The following is a 19096-nucleotide window of genomic DNA, read 5'->3' on the forward strand; positions in this document are numbered from 1 at the left end:
ACCATGCGTACAATCACCACAGGCCCCACACTGCAATCGGGAACCAGCCACCAATCAGCCGCTTAACTAACGTCTATGGGCAGTACAGCTAGGCGATCCAGCTTGGTAACGACGAAGGTATCCCCCGCTCGGCATGCGGCCAAGGCGTCGCGTAGGCCGGCACGATTCTTGTTGGTGCCGGTAAACCCATGATCAACATAGATGCGTTCCGAGGTGACGCCCAGGGCTGCTAGGGCATCACGCTGCGCGGTGAGGTCTTGCTCTTCCGTGGACACGCGTGCATAGCCGATGATGATCTCAGACATGCAGATCAGTGTGTCGCATAGGGACCCGTCACCGGACGACTCGCCGGACGGGTCTTACGGGACGGTGATGGCTTGGCGTGTGAAGTTTGGCGATGAATGGCGGCGTTCTGTGATCGCTCGGTGGCGCACTCCCGGCCACAGCGGGGCCCCGCGCTGACACGTGCGAATACTGGTCCAGCGTGTGAGCCTCGGGCGCGGGGAGGGTGCGTGGTGGTTTAGTGTCCGGCGCCGAGCTTGCCGGACATGCGGTTGCGCATGTTTTGGCTGGCCTCGTTGAGGCCGATGACCTCGACGTTCTTGCCGTAGTGGCGGTACTTGTCCTCCACGGAATCTAGTGCGGCGATGGTCGAGGCATCCCACAGGTGTGAGGTCGTCAGGTCGATGACGATGCGCTGAGGGTCCTCGGCGTACTCGAACTGGGTGTAGAGGTCGTTGGAGGAGGCCCAGAACAGTTCCCCGTCCACGGTGTACCGAGCTACGGCCTGCTCGCCCTCGCCCTTGACGGTGCGCGTGACGGTGGCGAAGTGCGCGACCCTGCGGGCGAAGAGCACCATCGCGGTGAGCACCCCGAGCCCGACGCCGACGGCTAGGTTGTGGGTGGCGACGGTCGCGATGACGGTGACTACCATGACGATGGTCTCGGACTTGGGCATCATTTTCAGCGTTGAGGGACGGACGGAGTGCCAGTCGAAGGTGGCGATCGACACGAAGATCATCACCGCGACCAGGGCGGCCATCGGGATCAGCGCCACTACCTCCCCGAGGGACACGGCCAACACCAGGACTAAGACGCCGGCCAGGAAGGTGGAAATCCGGGTGCGGGCCCCGGAGGCCTTGACGTTGATCATGGTCTGCCCGACCATCGCGCAGCCGCCCATTCCGCCGAAGAAGCCGCTGATGATGTTCGCCGCGCCCTGGCCCCAGGACTCGCGGACCTTGTTCGAGCGGGTGTCGGTGATGTCATCGACCAGCTTGGCCGTCATCAGGGATTCCAGCAGCCCGACGAGGGCCATGCCCAGTGCGTAGGGGGCGACGATCTGGAAGGTCTCCAGGGTGAAGGGCACGTCAGGCAGGAACAGGGTGGGCAGGGCGTCGGGCAGCTGACCCTTGTCCCCGACGGTGGGCACGTTGAGTGCGAAGACCAGGGCCAGAGCGGTGACAACGATGATCGAGATCAGCGGGGCTGGGACGACCGTGGTGATCCGTGGCAGCAGGTAGATGATCGCCAGGCCGGCGGCGGTGAGCGGGTAGACCAGCCACGGGACGCCGATCAGGTCTGGTAGCTGGGAGGTGAAGATCAAGATGCCCAAGGCGTTGACGAAGCCGACCATCACCGACCGGGGGATGAAGCGCATCAGCTTGCCCACCCCGAGCACCCCGAGGATCACCTGGAAGACACCGGCAAGGATGACCGCGACGAGGAAGTAGTCCAGCCCGTGCGAGGCCATCAGCGGGGCGATCACCAGAGCGGTGGCCGCGGTGGCCGCAGAAATCATCGCCGGCCGCCCACCCAGGAAGGCGATGGACATGGCCATCGTGGCGGCAGCGAACAGACCCACCTGCGGGTCCACCCCGGCGATCAGCGAGAACGCGATGGCCTCAGGGATCAACGCCAGCGCGACGATCAGGCCGGCCAGCACCTCGGTCTTCAGCCAGCGCGGGCGCTTCAGGGTCGCCAGGACGGATTGGCGTTCTTCGGGGGTGGCATTCGCCGGCGGGGCGGTGTGGATTGTGGTGGACACGCAGGTCTCCCATCAGGTCGTGAACAAGAAGGACCCCGGCCTTACGAGGCAGCCCGGCCGCCCAAGGGGCGGGGCATCAGGTAGTCACCGGGAAAAGTTTCGACACTAACTCTACCCTAACGTGAGGGTAGAGTCTGGCTGCTGGCCCACCTCGCTCCGCCAGCGGGGGGGCAGGTTTAGTCGTGGACGCGGTCCTGCAGGGCGTCGATGAGCTCGTCGGCTTGGCGCAGTTTGCGGGCCATCTTCTCCCGGGCCACCCGGACCCTTTCCAAGTACGCGGCAGTGGCCTCGACCGGTTCCTTGGCCTCCAGAATGGCGAGGATCTCGGCGGTCTCCTCCAGGCTGAATCCCAGCGGAGTGATCCGCCGGACGTAGTTGAGCCGCTCGACGTCGGCCTGGGTGTAGAGCCGAAATCCGCCCTCACTGCGGGCCGAGGGCGGCGCCAGCCCTACATTGTCGTAGTGGCGGATAGTGCGCATCGACAGCCCGGTGCGTTCGGCGACCTCACCGATCTGCATCGTGTCCATGTCTTGCTCCTGCGCTTGCCCCACTGCTTCACCCTTCCACTAGCCCTTGCTCGCCATGACGCCTGAACGCAGGCGCCCGCGTTCTGCCGCCCGGCAAGCAGGCACCAACTCTACCGCTACGTCACAGTCGCGCTCAGAGTCGGCCCCAGATTACGTCGACGCGGATAGTTCAAGGCGAAAGCGCTTCGCGCCAAGCAATCGCCGCCCTTCCACAAGGTGGCAAGCTGGTGGCGCCTCAAGAATCTACAGCTTTACGCGACGCCGCGTTTGGTGACTACGGCGCCGGCACGAGCTGGGTCGACGGGAGGCCCATGGTGTCTCGTAAAGTCGTCGCACCGCGTTCTGTCTCAGACCTTCCGGTGAATGTGCTTTATGAGGCATGATGTCGTCATGAGACTTCTGGGGTACACGCGGGTGTCGACGGCGGGGCAGGACCCGGCGCTGCAGCTTGACGCTCTTCTTGCGGCAGGGGTGCAGAAGCGGGATGTGTTCTCGGACGTAACGTCCGGGGCGAAGAGCGCGGCGGAGCGTCCGGGCATGAAGAAGCTCCTGGCCTATGCGGAGCCTGAGGACACGGTGGTGGTCTGGCGGATCGATCGACTGGGCCGGTCGCTCATCGATGTGCTCAACACCGTGAACCTGCTCCGGGATCGCGGCGTGAAGATCCGGTCGGTCTCCGACGGGATCGATCCTGAGACGTCGTCGGGTCGGCTCATGCTCGGTATGCTGGCAACGCTAGCGGAGTACGAACGCGAGCTGATCACCGAGCGTGTCAACGCGGGGATCGCAGCAGCCCGCGCTCAGGGCACGAAGTTCGGCCGGCCGCCCGTGAATCCCGAGGTCGTGGATCGCAAACTGGCGATCGCTGCCGAAGAGAGAGCGAAGGGTTGCACCGCTGAGGGGGCGGCGCGCCTGGTGGGGTGGTCTCGGGCGACGCTGTACCGCCACCAGCGGGACGCTGCCGCTCGCGAGAGCATCGCGCAGGCGTGACATGGACGGGTCGCAGAAGTGGAAGATTCTGCGGCTCCACGTCGAAGACGGCATCCCGCTGGCGAGTCTCGCGCGGGAGGCCGGGGTGGGAGAGCGAACGCTCTCGCGTTGGCACAGCCTCTACCGGGCTGGTGGCATCTCGGCTCTTGAGCGGGCACAGCGCGCCGATGCTGGCGTGCGGCGCACCGCGCCTGAGCTGGTGGCTTTCGTGGAGCACCTGGCTCTGACCAAGCCCCGCCCCAGCATCGCGACACTGCACCGCCTGACCGCAGCCGAGGCCGCACGAAGAAGCGTGAGTACGCCGAGCTACGCGACGGTGCGGTCGATCGTGCAGGCACTGGATCCCGGGATGGTGACGCTCGCTCTCGAGGGGCCAGCATCCTACCGGGACCGCCATGAGCTCGTCTTCCGCCACCGCGCTGAGCGTCCCAATGCCCTGTGGCAGGTCGACCACACCGAGCTCGACATCCTCATCAAGGACCCCAGCGGGAGACCATCCAGGCCGTGGCTGACCACGGTCATGGATGACTACTCGCGGGCGATCTGCGGGTACATGGTCTTCGAGGGCGCGCCCTCGGCGATGAACACCGCGCTGGCGTTGCGCCAAGCGATCTGGCCCAAGAGTGACCCCGCCTGGCCGATCTGCGGCATCCCAGACGTCCTCTACGTCGACCACGGCAGCGACTTCACCAGCCATCACCTCGAGTACACCGCGATCGCGTTGAAGATCCGAATCATCCACTCCACGGTCGCCCGCCCCCAGGGAAGAGGAAAGATCGAGCGGTTCTTCCACACCGTCAACACCGAACTGCTCGCGACCCTGCCCGGGCGCCTCACCCCTGGAAACCCACATCCAGTGCCGGTGCTGGTCCTTCCTGGTCTCGACCGGGCCGTCGGGGAGTTCGTCGGCCAGTACAACCAGCGCACGCACACCGCGATCCGCACGAGCCCAAAGGCGGCCTGGATCGCTGAGGGATGGCTGCCGCGACTACCCGAGAGTCTCGAGGAGCTCGACGGGCTGCTTCTGCGGGTCTCCAAGCATCGCACCGTCCAGCGCGACGGGATCCACTTCCAAGGCCAGCGCTACCTCTCGCCCACGCTCGCCTCGTTCGTCGGACGCACGGTCACCATCCGCTACGACCCCCGGGACCTGTCCGAGATCCGTGTCCACGACCACGACACCTTCGTGTGCACAGCGATCGACGAAGCCCACCCCAACCAGCGCTACAGCCTCCACGACATCGAAACCGCCCGACGAGCCCGCCGCCGGCAGCTACGCAAGGACATCAACGACCGCATCCCCACGACTCCACGACCCCCTTACGATGCGCCCACGCCGCCCGCTCCCGCGCGACGGCCCAGGAAGCGCCTGAAGACCTACGAAGAGGACGAGTAGATGAACCGCGACTTCATCGTCACCAAGGAACACCGCCGCTTCACCGAGTTCGCCGGCACCATCCGCAAGGACGTCACCATCGGCATCTGCCACGGCGAGGCCGGCGTCGGCAAGACGCAGTCCGCCCGCCGGTACGCCCACTGGGACACCCTCGAACCCTTCATCCAGGCCTGGGGGCCACGCAGCGAGGCCGACCTAAAGCACTACGCCGCCGCCCACCGCTCCCGCACCGTGTTCTACACCCCCGAGGTCCTCGCCAAGCACCGCGATCTCATGCGCGATATCGAGTTCTACCGCGGGAAGGTCGGAGTCCTGATCTACGAGCACCTCTGCGCGATCGGGAAGATCACGACCACCGACGTTCCCCGCACCATCGACTTCACCGAACTGATCATCATCGACGAGGCCGAACGACTCACGCCGACCTCACTCGAACTCCTCCGAGACCTCCACGACCGCCACCACGTCGCCCTCATGTTCATCGGGATGCCCGGCATCGACCAACGCTTCCGCCACTACCCCCAGCTCTACAGTCGCCTCGGGTTCTCCCACCGCTACCGCGCCCTCGCACGCGAAGAACTACTTTTCGTCCTGACCCGCCACTGGAAACGCCTCGGCCGCACCCTCGACCCCGACGACTTCACCGACGCCCAAGCCATCGCCGCGATCGAACGCATCACCAGAGGCAACTTCCGCCTCCTCGAACGCCTCTTCCCCCAAATCGGACGCGTCCTGAAGATCAACCAACTCGACACCATCACCGACGACGTCATCGAAGCAGCCGCCAGCACCCTCATCACCAGCTAACGCCACCAGAAGCACGCCATTCACCGATCAACTCCACAGGCTTGGCGCTCTCGGTAGCTATTGTTTCGAGCTGTCGTTTCCGGTGAAGGACCGGCTTACGAGACGGTGGACACCGCTGTCTCCCGGAACCGATTTAGGGGCTTGAGCGTATGAGTGTGGAGCATCTCAGGTGTTCACATCGCGGGTTGTTTGGCTGACAACGCTAGAGAGCGCTGAGCTTCCTAGCGTATTTCTGGTATCTGACCCTAGCGCCAACCCCTGTACCGATCTTGGGCCGGCGGTCAAGGAATGGAACACTAGTAGCCATACAACACCGTAGCCAAATGCATTCGGTGTGCATTTCCGGTGAGCCCACCAGGAACCCCTCACCGCCCCACGAAAATGCAGCGAAAGCTCCGGATAAGAGGCCAGAAGCTAAACCTAAGTGGCAGCAACTCCGCGACGATACATCTCCACCGTCTCCTTATCGTGATCGTCTATCCCTTCATTTCGTTCGATCGCTGAATACCAGGTGCGAGCCAACTCGAAAACTTCGATGAAGGCGTTAGCCTTTCCAACGGCTTCTTCAGTGCCACTGATAGCGAGTAGTGGCCAAATCCACCCCATGCCTAAATTCGAAATCAGATCATAGGCTACGCCGCCCACCGCATAAGTCTCCAAGAGCTGAAAACCTGTCAGAGAGGTCGTTCCGTCGAATAGTCGGAAGTATTCATTCTCGCCGGGCGCATCGTGCGAAAAAGCCGCGCGCCAGAGCACGGCGTAGGCACTTCTGGGAAGGCTCTGCACAGGGAACGCGCCGTCTGCTGCGAGGGACCTCATCCTATGGAGCAATTCAGCTCGGTACTTCGAGTCATCAACGAGACGCTGCGCCGAATCGTCCGGCCACAGCCGCACAATCTCGTTCCAGGAGTATTCCGCCGTGCGACCCCAACCTCGAACGCGCTCGCCCACATCGCCGTCTACGTTCCCAGCTCGCACTTCTCTGACGAAGTCTGGTCCCGACAGCTCGTCCATCTCAACGAGAAGGCTTACCCAACTCGAGCCGACCTTATCCAAGTTACTTTTATGAAATCGAATAAATTCGTCAAATGAGTACGGTGCCGAAACAGCCTCGTCAGACGCAATACGGCTTGCCGGTAACTCCGTCGGATTAAGTGCTTCACCGGGAGCGCCGACCACTTCCAACAGGTGCGACATTCCAAGGTACATAGTCATCGCCTGATCAACCTGAGCAAAACGGTGGAGGTGGTCCAAGTTAAGCTCCCGACTGTCGAGCGAAATTCCGCGCGAAGCCACATGTTCAGCCTTCTCACCCGTCCTTCGATCTGAGTGGATTATGCCGTTGCGAAAGTTCTTGATGGCGAGATAGTCCTCGAGTATTTCCGTGTCCACTGCTCCGCCGATCCGTCCTTCCAAATACGATCGCAGCGATTCCACCTTCTTTTTGTTATTTTGACCATTGGGTTTGAGATAATCCTTCAGTTTCGAATCGCCCGTGCGCTCATGTTCCTGGTTGATTGCGTTCTCGACATTCCCGACCAACATCACAGCATGCAGGCGAGCGAGGGTGGCATCCAAGATCTTCGGATAGTGATATTCGAGAGGGTGTCGCAGTAGAGATCGGCGAACCGTCTGCAAGAAGATCATGTCGTCGGAGTAGCTGTCAGTGAACTCAGGAATTGTCGCGGTCATACGCCCAGACTCTCAGAAGTTGCCACTCGCGTGGCCATTCCCTGTTGCAGTTGGTCGAGAGATTAGAGCGCAATTGTCCAATCCGCCGAGTTCACGTTCATCTGGTAGATAGCCCGATGATTGGCTGCATTGGGCGGTTTCGTCCGGAGTTTAGAGGAGCAAAACCACAAGCTGTAGGGCGGATAATGGCATTCTATACAGCCTTCGTTGTGCCGCAGAGTGTCTATTCGGCTGTCAAGCCGCGAATACCGTCCCGTTGAGCCCTCGGCTATTGAGGCGCAGGAGGCGAGGATTCGCAGAGTCGAATTCACTCCTTGTTGTTGCGGCGTTCCTTGGACGCCCGAAGGAAGCGTTCTTGGTAGGCAGAATAGGCATCTGCATGGCGAGCGTGTTCCTCAGGTGTGGTCGAAGGAGGGAGCTCAACCGGGGGCATGTAGCGGTCAATAGCATCGATTTTGAGCGGATACCCGAACTCGTCTTTCATTGCCATTCAACAACGATAGGCCTTATTCAACACGAGAACAGTTGCCTCCCATGGGGTTCCCGCTGAGGGACTCGCTGTCAGCCTTTTCCTCCACGGTTCTTTGCTGGCACGTGATCAGGGAAATCTTCTGCTCCGATACCGCCAGCGCCATAGAAGGCTTCTACGAAAAGGCGAGCTTCCTCGACGAGCTCTTCGGAGGACATTCGCGAAACGTCGTTGGAATCGGTGCCCGTTATGCCGACAGTAAAGCCGTAAGTTCCCCCAGCTGGACCATTCAGCCAAGCAAAGTCATAGCTGAGGCTCCCGCTTGGTTGGTACCTTTCGCTGATGCGGAACAGCTCGTGGTCAATCGCGACTTCAAAGTTGTCCATGTGGCGACTTTAGTCTGATTCCGGAAGGACCATCAGGTCTCGGCTGCCGTCAGTAGGTAGCGTCCGGCGGTGGATCAGCCGAGAGATCCCGGCCGGCCACGCTCGCAAGCTGGCGTCCCGACGAGGGTTCCGCTTGCGGCGTCACTCCACTCGACCTACGGTTATGGAATGCTTGTTGTTGGGTCCATTGTCATTCGTGTGAGCGACCTGCAAGAGCAGATTCAATTTTGGTCTGATGCTCTCAATTACACTGTGCGAGAGCCGATTGATGATGACTTCGCACTGTTATTCCCCACCGATGGAATAGGTCCGAATGTCTCCCTCGACGCGCACCGCTCTGAGCGGATATTGCCACCTCGCATTCATCTGGACTTGTACGCGGAGGACCAGGCGGCCGAAGTTCACCGACTTACTGTTCTCGGTGCCACCAAGGTGGATTGGGGTCGATGCCCCGACGATGAAGATTACGTCATCATGCAAGACCCCGAGGGAAACCGGTTCTGCGTCATTGAGGCGGCCGAGTGGTCGGGCTGGAGAAGTTGGCGGACAACAACCAATAGCTGAGAGCTGCCGGTCACGTCACTCCGGGATGCCCATTTGGGGTTCCCTCTCGCGACTAATTCGCTTCCCTACTCAGCATCCCGCGTCATATGCGCGGCGCCCCACCACATCAGGCGCCACTCGCCGTCTTCATTCGGCGCAGCCGCACGCCCATCGCTCCCCTCACGCACCCACCTCATCTCTGGAGAGCCGGGCGTGCCGTTGACGACGACGTGAAGGCGAACGGTGCAGATCGCGGCGGCGCTGTGCACCAGCGACTTGAGGGAGTAGTCATCCAGCGAGTGCCCTTGATAGTCCAACCGCACGTCTCCAGGGCCGACTGTCTGGCCCAGAGTCGTGATCACCTGGGCCATGTGTCCGTAGTTCTTCCGCTTCCAGGCGTCGAGGTATCTAGTAGACGCCACATAGACCGGGTGAGCGGCGAGTGATGCGTGATCATCTGAGGTCAGGGCAATGGGCACGAACTCCGCCAGTGCAGCTTTCGTCTCGGTGTTGGCAGCAAGTTGAGTTGCGAGGTCTTTCCACGTCGGGTCGGGCGGCTTCGCTGTCTCTTGCTCTTGGGCCTCCAAGGAGCGCGCCCAGTCCGCCACGGCGAAGAGTCGATTCCAGGCTTTGGTCGCGACGACGCTGCTGTTGTAGTTGGTCAGCATCCCGTGCACGATGCCGTTGCGGTACAACTCATAGACTGGCTCGTCGTTGCGTCCCTTGCTGGACTTGGCGAAGGTCGCATGCGCTGCACTGAGTCCCAAGTGGTGGCCCACAACGCTGTCCCAGGCGTCCATCTCCTGCGGCTCGCGGGCATGCAGACCTTTGCGGCAGGCCGGATTGAGGTCGTTCACGAAGCCATCCATGACGCTGAGCAAGACGTGGACTACGGCGTAGTAGCGCTGAGCTTGGTAATCCTCCAGCGCCGACCTCAGCAGATGCATGCGTGCGCGTAAATCAGGGTGCACATTGAGTCGTCGCACCAGATGAGACAGGCGATCCTTGTCCTGGTACCAAGCGATGAAGGCTTGCTCCGCACGCTCCGGATCGTCCTGGTGATTGGCCACAAGGCCGGCCAGGTCATCGACCGGCAGGTCGTCATGGAAGACCCAATGTCGAGGACCGAGGAGTACGTAGAAGGCGTCAACAGTGCTCGTGATGCGGTCCAGTTGGGCTGAGACGTCTGTCAGCAGGTGACGCTGTTCCTTAGAGATGAGGAACTTGAACCGCCGCAGTCCTGCCAGTTGCAACTCCATCTCTTTGAACTTCGGCAAGTCGCGCGCCGACCCATACGCCATGCTGGCCTCCTCTTCCTCGTCCATTCTCGCTGCTGAGGTATCGGCGGGGGCTCTACGTGTCAGGGTGAGTTGAGCCCAGAACGGGATCCCTGACCGGTCACCGTTCCGGTTACGGAGCAGTCGCTTCGATCTTTAGCAACGGGACGAGATCCGTCAGGCTACGCAGAGTCATCGGCTGACCGGCATCCTCCCGGTCAAGGTGTATGGCTTGAAGGCCTGCGGCTCGTGCCCCTTCGATATCCACACGGAAGTTGTCACCGACGTAAAGTACCTGGCTTGGGGAAATCCCCATCTTCTCGCACGGCAAGATGAATGCTGAACTTGTGGGTTTAGCATGGCCCATTTGTTCAGAACTGAAGAATAGATCGAGGAGGGGTTCGATGCCGATCCTTTTGATCTTCTTCGCTTGTTGCTCGTGGTTGCCGTTGGTGATGACGCCGACCGTGGTACCGGAACTTCTTAGCAGCTCCAGGGTCGGCACGGCGTCTGGAAACGCAGTCCATGCTTCCTCATAACTTCGCAGGTAAATGGCGAACACTTCGTCAAGCTCAGTGGCGCCAACCGGACCCGGATGCCCTATCAGGGGAAGGAACTGGCGGAGTCGTTCGCGGCGCTGTGCATGAAAACTGAGCTCACCTGATAGGAAAAGATCGTAGTTGGCCTGTTCAATCTCAAACCACGAATTCGAAAGATCAGGTGTCAGCTCGACGCCAAAACTCCGAACGAATGTATCCAAGCCACCACGTGCTGATGTCAGATGGTCGAACAGAGTGTTGTCCAGATCGAATAGAACGGCTCGAAATTCCATGCACTCAGACTAGCCGTCGTCGCAATTCACTCATCTGTGTTGCCTTCTTTCAACATTCCTAGCCAGCCGTCCCGCAAGCCGTTGCCCAAACAGACACGGAATCGTTGTGCAGAAGACTCCGGGCTTCCTTGTAGTCGTCTTCGAAAAACGACACCGGGGCAATATCCGCACTCTCATGGAGCACCGGGAGGAGCGGCCGGCTGCAAGCCCGGGAACTCGGGGCGTGATCCTGCACCTGACCAGGGCTGGAAACCAGAAGGTCCCGTTGCTTCACCGCGGGAAAGGAGCAGGGCAGTCGGCGGGGCGTTGCTATAGCGGAACGACGCCGGTGGAACGGTCCCATACATTGGTGGCGGCCGCCGTCAGGAATGCGGTGCCTACCATGTGCAGCAGGACGACCGCGATGGGCAGTCCGAGGAAGAACTGGGTGTATCCGATGGCGCCCTGGGCCAGTACGGCAACGACCAGGAAGAGGTAGCCGCGCTTCAGGGCCCGCGCCGCATGGGTGCGGTAGACCAGATACAGGCCCAGCAGGGTTGCGATGACCAGGAGGTACACGGGGACCACATGGATGCGGGTCACGAGGTACAAGTTGAAGCCGTGCCGGGGTGAGGAGGGATCCCCCGCGTGGGGGCCCGAGCCGGTGACCACGGTTCCCAGGATCAGGGCCAGGGCCGAGGTGATGGCGATGGTCCAGCCCAGTGAGCGCATCGTTCCGGTGAGGGGGCCGGGGGCCACCAGTTCTTCACCGCGCGATTCCCTCCCGGTGCGGTTGACCAGCAGTGTTGCCACGGCCACCAAGGCGATCGACGCCAGGAAGTGGAAGCTGACGACCCAGGGGTTCAAATCCGTCAATACGGTGATCCCGCCGATGACGGCTTGGATCGGGATGAAGCACAGCAGGGCGATGGAGAGCCAGAACACGGTGCGGTGGGTGCGTCGTATGCGCCAGATGGAGACGATCATGGCAATCGCCACGGCGGCCAGGACGAACGTCAGCAGTCGGTTGCCGAATTCGATCAACCCATGGATTCCCATTTCGGGGGTCGGGGTCATCGTCCCCGGCATGCAGTTGGGCCACTGCGAACAGCCGAGTCCGGAAGCGGTCAGTCGGACGGCGCCGCCGGAGACGATCAGGATTGATTGGGTGATCAGGGAGGCGATCGCCAACCGGTGGATGCCTCGGCCGATGGATAGCGGGAGATGGTTGTATCCACGGGAGTAGGTGGTCTGAACCGCGCGGGTGCCGCGCCCCAACGCCGGCGGTAGCCGGTCGGTCCAGTGGTTGGCGACGGGGGTTGTCATGTTGTCTTTCTCCATTCGGGACGCGGGGCGACTGGCTGTGCGCGCGTCAATTCCATTTGAACCAGCGGGTGGCGGCGAATCCTGCGGCAATCGTCCAGGCGAGCAGGATCAGGATGGCCCCCATGTTCATGGTCCCACTGATGAGGGTCTCACGCAGTGCATCGCCGAGCGCCGACGAGGGCAACACGGCAACAATGTCGGACAGCATCCCGGGAAGGCGGCTGCCCGGAATGAGGATCCCGCCTCCTGCTGCCAGGAGGATCCACGCCAGGTTCGTGATCGCCAAGGTTGCTTCAGGCCGAACGGTACCGGCAATCAGCAGGCCCAGTGAGGTGAAGGCAGCGGCACCGAGTATCAACAGCAGGACGCCCAGGGGAATGCCTGCCGGTTCCGGGCGCCACCCCAGGAACAGCGCCACCCCACCAATCAGGACGACCTGGACCACCAGTACGGCCAACACGGCCAGGGCCTTGCCGAAGATCAACCCGGCTCGTCCCAAGGGGGTCGTGGCCAGGAAGCGCAGGACACCGTATCTCCGGTCGAACCCGGTGGAGATGCCCTGGCCGGTGAAGGCGGTGGACATGACGCACAACGCCAGCACGCCGGGGGCGGCGGCATCGATGCGGTGTTCGGCAACGCCATCGAGGATGCTGGTGAACGTCAACCCGAACAGTGCCAGCAGGGGCAGGGCGACCGCCAGGACCAGCTGTTCGCCATTGCCGAGCATGGCGCGGGTTTCGTAGCCACCGTGGCGGACGACGCGCGTGGTCAGACTGGCGGCATTGGACCGGCGGGCACCGGTGGTCGGGGCTTCGGGCAGGGGCGAGGGCGTCGGGTCAGCCACGGGTGCCTCCTTGGGCGATATCCAGGAAGACGTCTTCAAGGTTCTTCGGTTCCATGCTGATCGAGGTCGGCAGGACTCCCTGTTCAGACCACCAGGAGGTGATTTCCGTCAACCCGGCGGGGGAGTGGAGCCCCTCGACGCGGTAGCGGCCCGCCGCCTCCTCGATGAGTGATCCGGCGTCGTGTAGCCGGGGGATCGGCAGGCCGGGGTCGGCCGTGAAATGGAGGGTACGGCTCTCCGTCGCCGAAGTGGCCTCGGCTGTCAGATCCGCGACGGTGCCTTGGGCGACGTTGCGGCCGTTGTCGATGATGTAGACGTAGTCGGACAGGCGCTGGGCGTCTTCCATCAGATGCGTCGTCAGGACGATGCACAAGCCCCGTTCGCGCAGCTCTTCGATCAGTTCGAAGACTGTTTGGCGTGATTGCGGGTCCAGGCCTGCACTGGGTTCGTCCATGAACACGACTTCGGGATTTCCGACGAGGGAGGCTGCCAAGGCGACGCGCTGGCGTTGCCCGCCTGAGAGGCGCCGGATGGTGGTGTGCGCGAAGGAGTCGATGCCAAGGCGTTTGGCCAGGGCATCGACGTCGACCGGGCGGTCATACATCCGGGCGACGTGGCGCAGGAGGGTCATGGGCTTGACCGAAGGGGGTAGGCCGCCGTCCTGGAGCATGACGCCCACCCGGGAGCGCAGTGCGCTTCCTCCGGAGGCCGGATCGGTACCCAGCAGGCGGACGGTGCCGCCGTCGGGAAGGAGCAGTCCCTGGGCGCAGGCGAGCGTGGTGGATTTGCCGGCGCCATTGGATCCGAGCAACGTCGTCACCGCGCCACGATGTGCTGTCAGTGAGATACCGTTGAGGACCCGGACCATACGGCCATCGAGTGCGGCAACCGGGCCGAAGTCCTTACGGAGGGACTCGACGACGAGACTGGGTTCTGTAGTTGTCACCCGAGCATTCTACGTTACGTAGAGAAGGGCGCGGGCAGAGGGTCCGGAGCGCCGGTATTTGCGCTCTGCGGGAACTAAGTCACACCTTACTGGCGCACTCGACCGCATTAGGTCATGATTGTGTTGTGTATTCATCTCAGCTGCCCTCTCAGGAAGCGACCGCTACGTCGGCCGCTAACCCGGTGGCGCCCGAACCCGAGGAACGGACTCGCGACCGCGTGTTGCAGGCCGTCCTGCACCAGGGGCCGGTCAGCGCTGCGGAACTCGGGGAAAGCCTCGGCTTCACCCCGGCTGCGGTCCGCCGCCACTTGGATGCCTTGAGTCGTGATGGCTTGGTCGAGGTCAAACTCGTCGCCAACCAGCCGGCCGGGGCAGGGCGTCCCGCCCGACGTTATGTGCTCAGCCGCCATGGCCAGTCGACGCGTGGCAACGACTACCTCGACATCGCGACCTCGGCCTTGACCGATCTGGCCGACGTGGCCGGCGAGGAAGCGGTCACCGCCTTCGCGCAACGCCGCTTCGCGGAAATGGAGCGGCGATACCGTCCCATCGTCGAAGCGGCCGGCGACTCCCTGGAGGACCGGGCCGAAGCGCTTTCCGGGGCACTCAGCGGCGACGGGTTCGTTGCGTCGACGCGCGCCGTGGGATTCAACCAACCGGCGGCGATGCTGCAGAGCATCCAGCTGTGCCAGGGACATTGCCCCATTCAGGATCTGGCCCGGGAGTTCCCGGTGTTCTGTGATGAAGAAACCAAAGTTTTTGCCCGCCTTTTGGGTGTCGACGTCCGCCGACTGTCGACGTTAGCCTCGGGTGGACACGTTTGTACGACCCACATTCCGCTGGGTCGCAACCAGACTCCTCAGCAAGCTGAGAAGAGAACACGAGTCAAACTGACAAAGCAGGAAAGGCCGAGATGACGGATCAGATGGCACAGGAGACCGCCGACCCCGGTGTGCTCTCCGAGATTCTGGAAAAGAATCCGGAGCTCGAGGGGATCGGGAACTACGAGTATGGCTGGTCGGATAAGAACGACGCCGGCGCAAACGCGCGCCGTGGCCTGAACGAGGAAGTCGTTCGCGACATCTCGCAAAAGAAGAGCGAGCCCGAATGGATGCTGAACATGCGTCTGAAGGGCTTGAAGTACTTCGGTCGCAAGCCGATGCCTACCTGGGGTGCAGACCTCTCGGGCATCGACTTCGATAACATCAAGTACTTCGTGCGCTCCACCGAGAAGCAGGCCACGAGCTGGGAGGACCTCCCGGAAGACATCCGCAACACGTACGACAAGCTCGGCATCCCGGAAGCGGAGAAGAACCGCCTCGTCTCGGGTGTCGCCGCACAGTACGAGTCCGAGGTCGTCTACCACCAGCTCCGTGAGGATCTGGAAAAGCAGGGTGTCATCTTCCTGGACACCGATACGGCGCTGAAGGAACACGAGGATGTCTTCAAGGAGCACTTCGGCTCAGTCATCCCCGTGGGCGACAACAAGTTCGGTTCGCTGAACACCGCGGTCTGGTCGGGCGGTTCCTTCGTGTACGTGCCCAAGGGTGTACACGTTGATATCCCGCTGCAGGCCTACTTCCGCATCAACACGGAAAACATGGGTCAGTTCGAACGCACGCTGATCATTGCGGACGAGGATTCCTACGTCCACTACATCGAAGGCTGCACGGCACCGATCTACGATTCGGATTCGCTGCACTCGGCGGTCGTGGAGATCATCGTGAAGAAGGGCGCCCGCGTCCGTTACACGACGATCCAGAACTGGTCGAACAACGTGTACAACCTGGTCACCAAGCGCGCGATCTGCGAAGAGGGCGCCACCATGGAGTGGATCGATGGCAACATCGGCTCCAAGGTCACCATGAAGTACCCGGCCGTCTACCTGGTCGGCGAGCATGCCAAGGGCGAGACCCTTTCCATCGCCTTCGCCGGCGAAGGACAGCACCAGGACACTGGTTCGAAGATGGTGCACATCGCACCGAACACGTCCTCGACGATCGTGGCGAAGTCGGTGGCGCGCAACGGCGGCCGTTCGGCCTACCGAGGGTTGGTCCAGGTGCGCGAAGGCGCCAAGGGATCGCGTAACTCGGTGGAGTGCGACGCGCTGTTGGTCGACCAGATCTCCCGTTCGGACACGTACCCGTACATTGACGTCCGCGAAGACGACGTCACCATGGGCCACGAGGCAACCGTCTCGCGTGTTTCCGAGGAGCAGCTGTTCTACCTCATGTCCCGCGGCATGGCCGAGGATGAGGCAATGGCGATGATCGTACGCGGTTTCGTCGAGCCGATCTCCCGGGAGCTTCCAATGGAATACGCGCTCGAACTGAACCGCCTCATTGAACTGCAGATGGAAGGAGGCGTCGGTTAATCATGACTGATACCGCAACAGAAACCACTGGCAAGGAATCACGCTACGGCGTGCCCGCCATCGCTGGATTCACCGAAGAGGGCGAGAATCTCTCCCCACTGAATGAGGACAGCTCGCCGCTGGGCGGTGATGCCAGCAAGGCGCACAGCCACGGCGGTGGAGCGGGAGTGCCCGACTCTTCCCGAGCCGGCCGTCTAACCAGCTACAAGCTGGAGGACTTCAAGGCGCTGACGGGTCGCGAGGAAGACTGGCGCTTCACACCGCTCAAGCGCCTGGGTGGACTCCATAAGAAGGCTCCCACCGGTGCCGCTCCGACGCTGGCCACCGAGCTCAGCGATGGCGCGACCTTGGAAACCGTGGGCATGGACGACGCTCGCGTCGGTTCCGCCGGCATTCCCGAGGACCGCGTCTCCGCCAACGGGTGGAACGCAGCCGCAGAGGCCTCCGTGCTGACCATCGGCGCCAACGCCGAGGACGTGAAAGCCACCCTCACCTATACCGGTGCGGGTATGGAAGCGTCGGCCCAGCACCTGGTCGTCGTCGCGGAGCCAAACTCCCGCGGTCTCGTCGTCATCGACCACGTAGGCAGCGCCGTCCTGATTGAGAACATCGAGTTCGATGTCCAAGAAGGCGCAGAGTTGACCGTTGTCAGCGTGCAGGCTTGGGAAGACGATGCCATCCACGCAGGTTCGCAGCAGGCCAAGGTGGGCGAGAATGCGAAGATCAAGCACATCGTTGTCACCTTCGGCGGTGATCTTGTGCGCCTGACGCCGTCGGCACGATTCGCTGGCACCGGTGCCAAGGTGGAGATGTTTGGACTGTACTTCGCCGATCCGGGCCAGCATCTGGAACACCGTTTGTTCGTCGATCACTCCACGCCCCACTGCACTTCCAACGTCCTCTACAAGGGGGCGCTGCAGGGCAAGGACGCACACACTGTGTGGGTGGGCGACGTGCTCATCCGCGCGGCGGCAGAAGGCACGGACTCCTATGAGGCCAACCGCAACCTGGTCCTCACCGATGGTTCCCGGGCTGATTCGGTCCCGAACCTGGAGATCGAGACCGGCAACATCGCCGGTGCCGGACACGCCAGCACCACCGGTCGTTTCGACGACGAGCACCTGTTCTACCTCCAGTCCCGCGGAATCGACGAAAAGACGGCTCGCCGTCTCGTCGTGCGCGGCTTCCTCAACGAGGTCATTCAGCAGATCGGCGTCGAGGAGTTGCAGGAACGCTTGAACGAAACGGTTGAGGCGGAACTCGCCGCGACCGATAACTAGGCCTTTGGCCTTCCCCCCCCAGTGAACCTCGCCGGCCAGTCCGGCATGTCAGAGAACGGACACCAATGTCTACCCTGGAAATCAAGGACCTGCACGTATCGATCGATACGGAGCAGGGCAGCAAGGAAATCCTCAAGGGCGTGAGCCTCACCATCAAGACCGGTGAAACGCACGCCATCATGGGCCCGAACGGTTCGGGCAAGTCAACCCTGGCCTCCACGATCGCGGGCCACCCGCGCTACAACGTCACCTCGGGCACCATCACGCTCGACGGCGACGACGTGTTGGCCATGAGCGTCGACAAGCGTGCTCGCGCCGGCCTCTTCCTGGCCATGCAGTACCCGGTCGAGGTACCCGGCGTGAGCATGACGAACTTCCTCCGGACGGCCAAGACCGCCATCGAGGGCGAAGCGCCGAGCCTGCGTCACTGGACCAAGGACGTCAAGGCGGCCATGGCCAACTTGAAGATCGATCCGGAGTTCGCCAGCCGTAACGTCAACGAAGGCTTCTCCGGTGGTGAGAAGAAGCGGGTCGAGATCCTGCAGCTCGAGCTCTTCAAGCCCAAGTTCGCCGTCCTCGACGAGACCGACTCCGGCCTCGACGTCGATGCGCTGAAGGTCGTTGCCGATGGCGTGAACCGCGCCGCGGAGGGCAGCGAGATGGGCACCATGCTCATCACCCACTACACGCGGATCCTGCGCTACATCAAGCCGGACTTCGTCCACGTGTTCGTTGATGGCCGTATCGCCGAACAGGGCGGTCCGGACCTTGCCGACCGTCTCGAGGAAGAGGGCTACGACCGCTTCCTCCCCGTCGGGGCGTAGTCATGAGCACCACCGACGAAGCAAGTGGCTCGACCCACACTCCGCTGGAGGACGTCGAGGAAGCATTGAAGGACGTTATCGACCCTGAACTCGGGGTGAATATCGTTGACTTGGGCTTGCTCTACGGCCTGCAGTATGCCGATGACGGTGCGCTGCTCATTGACATGACGCTGACTTCGGCGGCCTGCCCGCTCACCGACATCATCGAGGAACAGGTTGGCCAGGCGATGAGCAGTGTCGTTGACGAGCACCGACTGACATGGGTCTGGATGCCACCGTGGGGACCTGAGAAGATCACCGACGATGGACGCGACCAGATGCGTGCGCTCGGCTTCAACATCTAGTTAGAGCACCGGATCCTGTTGATGGCTTCCCAGGAAGCCTTCAACAGAACACCACGATGAGGCTCCCACCGCTTTTAGCGGTGGGAGCCTCATTGTCTAAAGGGATATATTCGCTGACTCCCTGGCAGGCAGCCGTGCTTCCAACGCTCGACTCAGAAGGGTGGTTCTTCCGGGGGCTTTTCCGGTGTTTGGGGTTTGGGGCGTAGCGGGTTC

The 19096-nt window shown here is 62.2% G+C and carries 19 protein-coding genes and 1 pseudogene; 9 read left to right on the plus strand and 11 right to left on the minus strand.

The window, feature by feature from the left end:
• Positions 1–86: 86 nt before the first annotated feature.
• The 3 genes and pseudogenes from ACT3S6_RS14915 to ACT3S6_RS14925 all read right to left on the minus strand — a co-directional run.
• Positions 87–305: pseudogene (locus ACT3S6_RS14915) on the minus strand (recombinase family protein); the annotation flags it as partial.
• Between the two features lie 215 nt (positions 306–520).
• A complete protein-coding gene (locus ACT3S6_RS14920) occupies positions 521–2047 on the minus strand; it encodes a SulP family inorganic anion transporter (protein ID WP_055085098.1) in 1527 nt (508 codons plus the stop codon).
• Between the two features lie 176 nt (positions 2048–2223).
• Complete coding sequence (locus ACT3S6_RS14925) at positions 2224–2574, minus strand: MerR family transcriptional regulator (protein WP_019160177.1); 351 nt, start codon at positions 2572–2574, stop codon at positions 2224–2226.
• 390 nt (positions 2575–2964) lie between these two features.
• On the opposite strand from ACT3S6_RS14925, the gene ACT3S6_RS14930 reads away from it, so the two are divergent.
• The 3 genes from ACT3S6_RS14930 to ACT3S6_RS14940 are packed head-to-tail and all read left to right on the plus strand — an operon-like array spanning position 2965 to position 5767.
• Positions 2965–3564: a recombinase family protein gene (locus tag ACT3S6_RS14930; RefSeq protein ID WP_114384512.1), complete on the plus strand. Its 600-nt coding sequence runs from the start codon at positions 2965–2967 to the stop codon at positions 3562–3564.
• Position 3565: 1 nt separating this feature from the next.
• Positions 3566–4960, plus strand: a complete 1395-nt coding sequence (locus ACT3S6_RS14935) for a Mu transposase C-terminal domain-containing protein (protein WP_444555610.1) — start codon at positions 3566–3568, stop codon at positions 4958–4960.
• A complete protein-coding gene (locus tag ACT3S6_RS14940; RefSeq protein ID WP_444555611.1) occupies positions 4961–5767 on the plus strand; it encodes an AAA family ATPase in 807 nt (268 codons plus the stop codon).
• Positions 5768–6187: 420 nt separating this feature from the next.
• Here the strand turns inward: ACT3S6_RS14940 and ACT3S6_RS14945 are convergent, their stop codons facing one another.
• The 3 genes from ACT3S6_RS14945 to ACT3S6_RS14955 form a co-directional block, all read right to left on the minus strand.
• Positions 6188–7459, minus strand: a complete 1272-nt coding sequence (locus ACT3S6_RS14945) for a hypothetical protein (protein ID WP_444555612.1) — start codon at positions 7457–7459, stop codon at positions 6188–6190.
• Positions 7460–7766: 307 nt separating this feature from the next.
• A complete protein-coding gene (locus ACT3S6_RS14950) occupies positions 7767–7949 on the minus strand; it encodes a hypothetical protein (RefSeq protein WP_444555613.1) in 183 nt (60 codons plus the stop codon).
• A gap of 71 nt (positions 7950–8020) precedes the next feature.
• Positions 8021–8314: a hypothetical protein gene (locus ACT3S6_RS14955; protein ID WP_444555614.1), complete on the minus strand. Its 294-nt coding sequence runs from the start codon at positions 8312–8314 to the stop codon at positions 8021–8023.
• 168 nt (positions 8315–8482) lie between these two features.
• Between ACT3S6_RS14955 and ACT3S6_RS14960 the strand changes: the two genes are divergently transcribed.
• Complete coding sequence (locus ACT3S6_RS14960; protein ID WP_444555615.1) at positions 8483–8878, plus strand: VOC family protein; 396 nt, start codon at positions 8483–8485, stop codon at positions 8876–8878.
• A gap of 65 nt (positions 8879–8943) precedes the next feature.
• Here ACT3S6_RS14960 and ACT3S6_RS14965 read toward each other — a convergent pair whose 3' ends face one another.
• The 5 genes from ACT3S6_RS14965 to ACT3S6_RS14985 form a co-directional block, all read right to left on the minus strand.
• Positions 8944–10182 carry a hypothetical protein gene (locus ACT3S6_RS14965; RefSeq protein ID WP_444555616.1) on the minus strand — a complete coding sequence of 413 codons (1239 nt, stop codon included), beginning with the start codon at positions 10180–10182 and terminating at the stop codon, positions 8944–8946.
• An 85-nt stretch (positions 10183–10267) separates the two neighbouring features.
• Positions 10268–10966, minus strand: a complete 699-nt coding sequence (locus tag ACT3S6_RS14970; RefSeq protein WP_444555617.1) for an HAD family hydrolase — start codon at positions 10964–10966, stop codon at positions 10268–10270.
• 309 nt (positions 10967–11275) lie between these two features.
• Positions 11276–12271 carry a COX15/CtaA family protein gene (locus tag ACT3S6_RS14975; RefSeq protein WP_444555618.1) on the minus strand — a complete coding sequence of 332 codons (996 nt, stop codon included), beginning with the start codon at positions 12269–12271 and terminating at the stop codon, positions 11276–11278.
• A 46-nt stretch (positions 12272–12317) separates the two neighbouring features.
• Complete coding sequence (locus tag ACT3S6_RS14980; RefSeq protein WP_444555619.1) at positions 12318–13115, minus strand: ABC transporter permease; 798 nt, start codon at positions 13113–13115, stop codon at positions 12318–12320.
• Positions 13108–14061: an ABC transporter ATP-binding protein gene (locus ACT3S6_RS14985; RefSeq protein WP_444555620.1), complete on the minus strand. Its 954-nt coding sequence runs from the start codon at positions 14059–14061 to the stop codon at positions 13108–13110. The genes ACT3S6_RS14980 and ACT3S6_RS14985 overlap by 8 nt, the downstream gene beginning before the upstream one ends.
• Positions 14062–14243: 182 nt before the next feature.
• On the opposite strand from ACT3S6_RS14985, the gene ACT3S6_RS14990 reads away from it, so the two are divergent.
• From ACT3S6_RS14990 to ACT3S6_RS15010, 5 genes are all read left to right on the plus strand, one after another.
• Positions 14244–14978, plus strand: coding sequence for a helix-turn-helix transcriptional regulator (locus tag ACT3S6_RS14990; protein WP_444555621.1), 735 nt, complete (start codon positions 14244–14246; stop codon positions 14976–14978).
• On the plus strand, positions 14975–16435 hold the full coding sequence (gene sufB / locus ACT3S6_RS14995) for a Fe-S cluster assembly protein SufB (protein WP_444555622.1): 1461 nt from the start codon (positions 14975–14977) through the stop codon (positions 16433–16435). The genes ACT3S6_RS14990 and sufB overlap by 4 nt, the downstream gene beginning before the upstream one ends.
• Positions 16436–16437: 2 nt before the next feature.
• Positions 16438–17715, plus strand: a complete 1278-nt coding sequence (gene sufD / locus ACT3S6_RS15000; protein WP_444555623.1) for a Fe-S cluster assembly protein SufD — start codon at positions 16438–16440, stop codon at positions 17713–17715.
• Between the two features lie 65 nt (positions 17716–17780).
• The gene (sufC, locus tag ACT3S6_RS15005; protein WP_444555624.1) at positions 17781–18539 is read left to right on the plus strand and encodes a Fe-S cluster assembly ATPase SufC; all 759 of its coding nucleotides are present in this window, start codon (positions 17781–17783) and stop codon (positions 18537–18539) included.
• Between the two features lie 2 nt (positions 18540–18541).
• Positions 18542–18883: a metal-sulfur cluster assembly factor gene (locus ACT3S6_RS15010; RefSeq protein ID WP_444555625.1), complete on the plus strand. Its 342-nt coding sequence runs from the start codon at positions 18542–18544 to the stop codon at positions 18881–18883.
• Positions 18884–19096: the final 213 nt, after the last annotated feature.

Source organism: Arthrobacter sp. AOP36-C1-22 (genome assembly GCF_052377515.1).
Classification (GTDB): Bacteria; Actinomycetota; Actinomycetes; order Actinomycetales; family Micrococcaceae; genus Arthrobacter_H.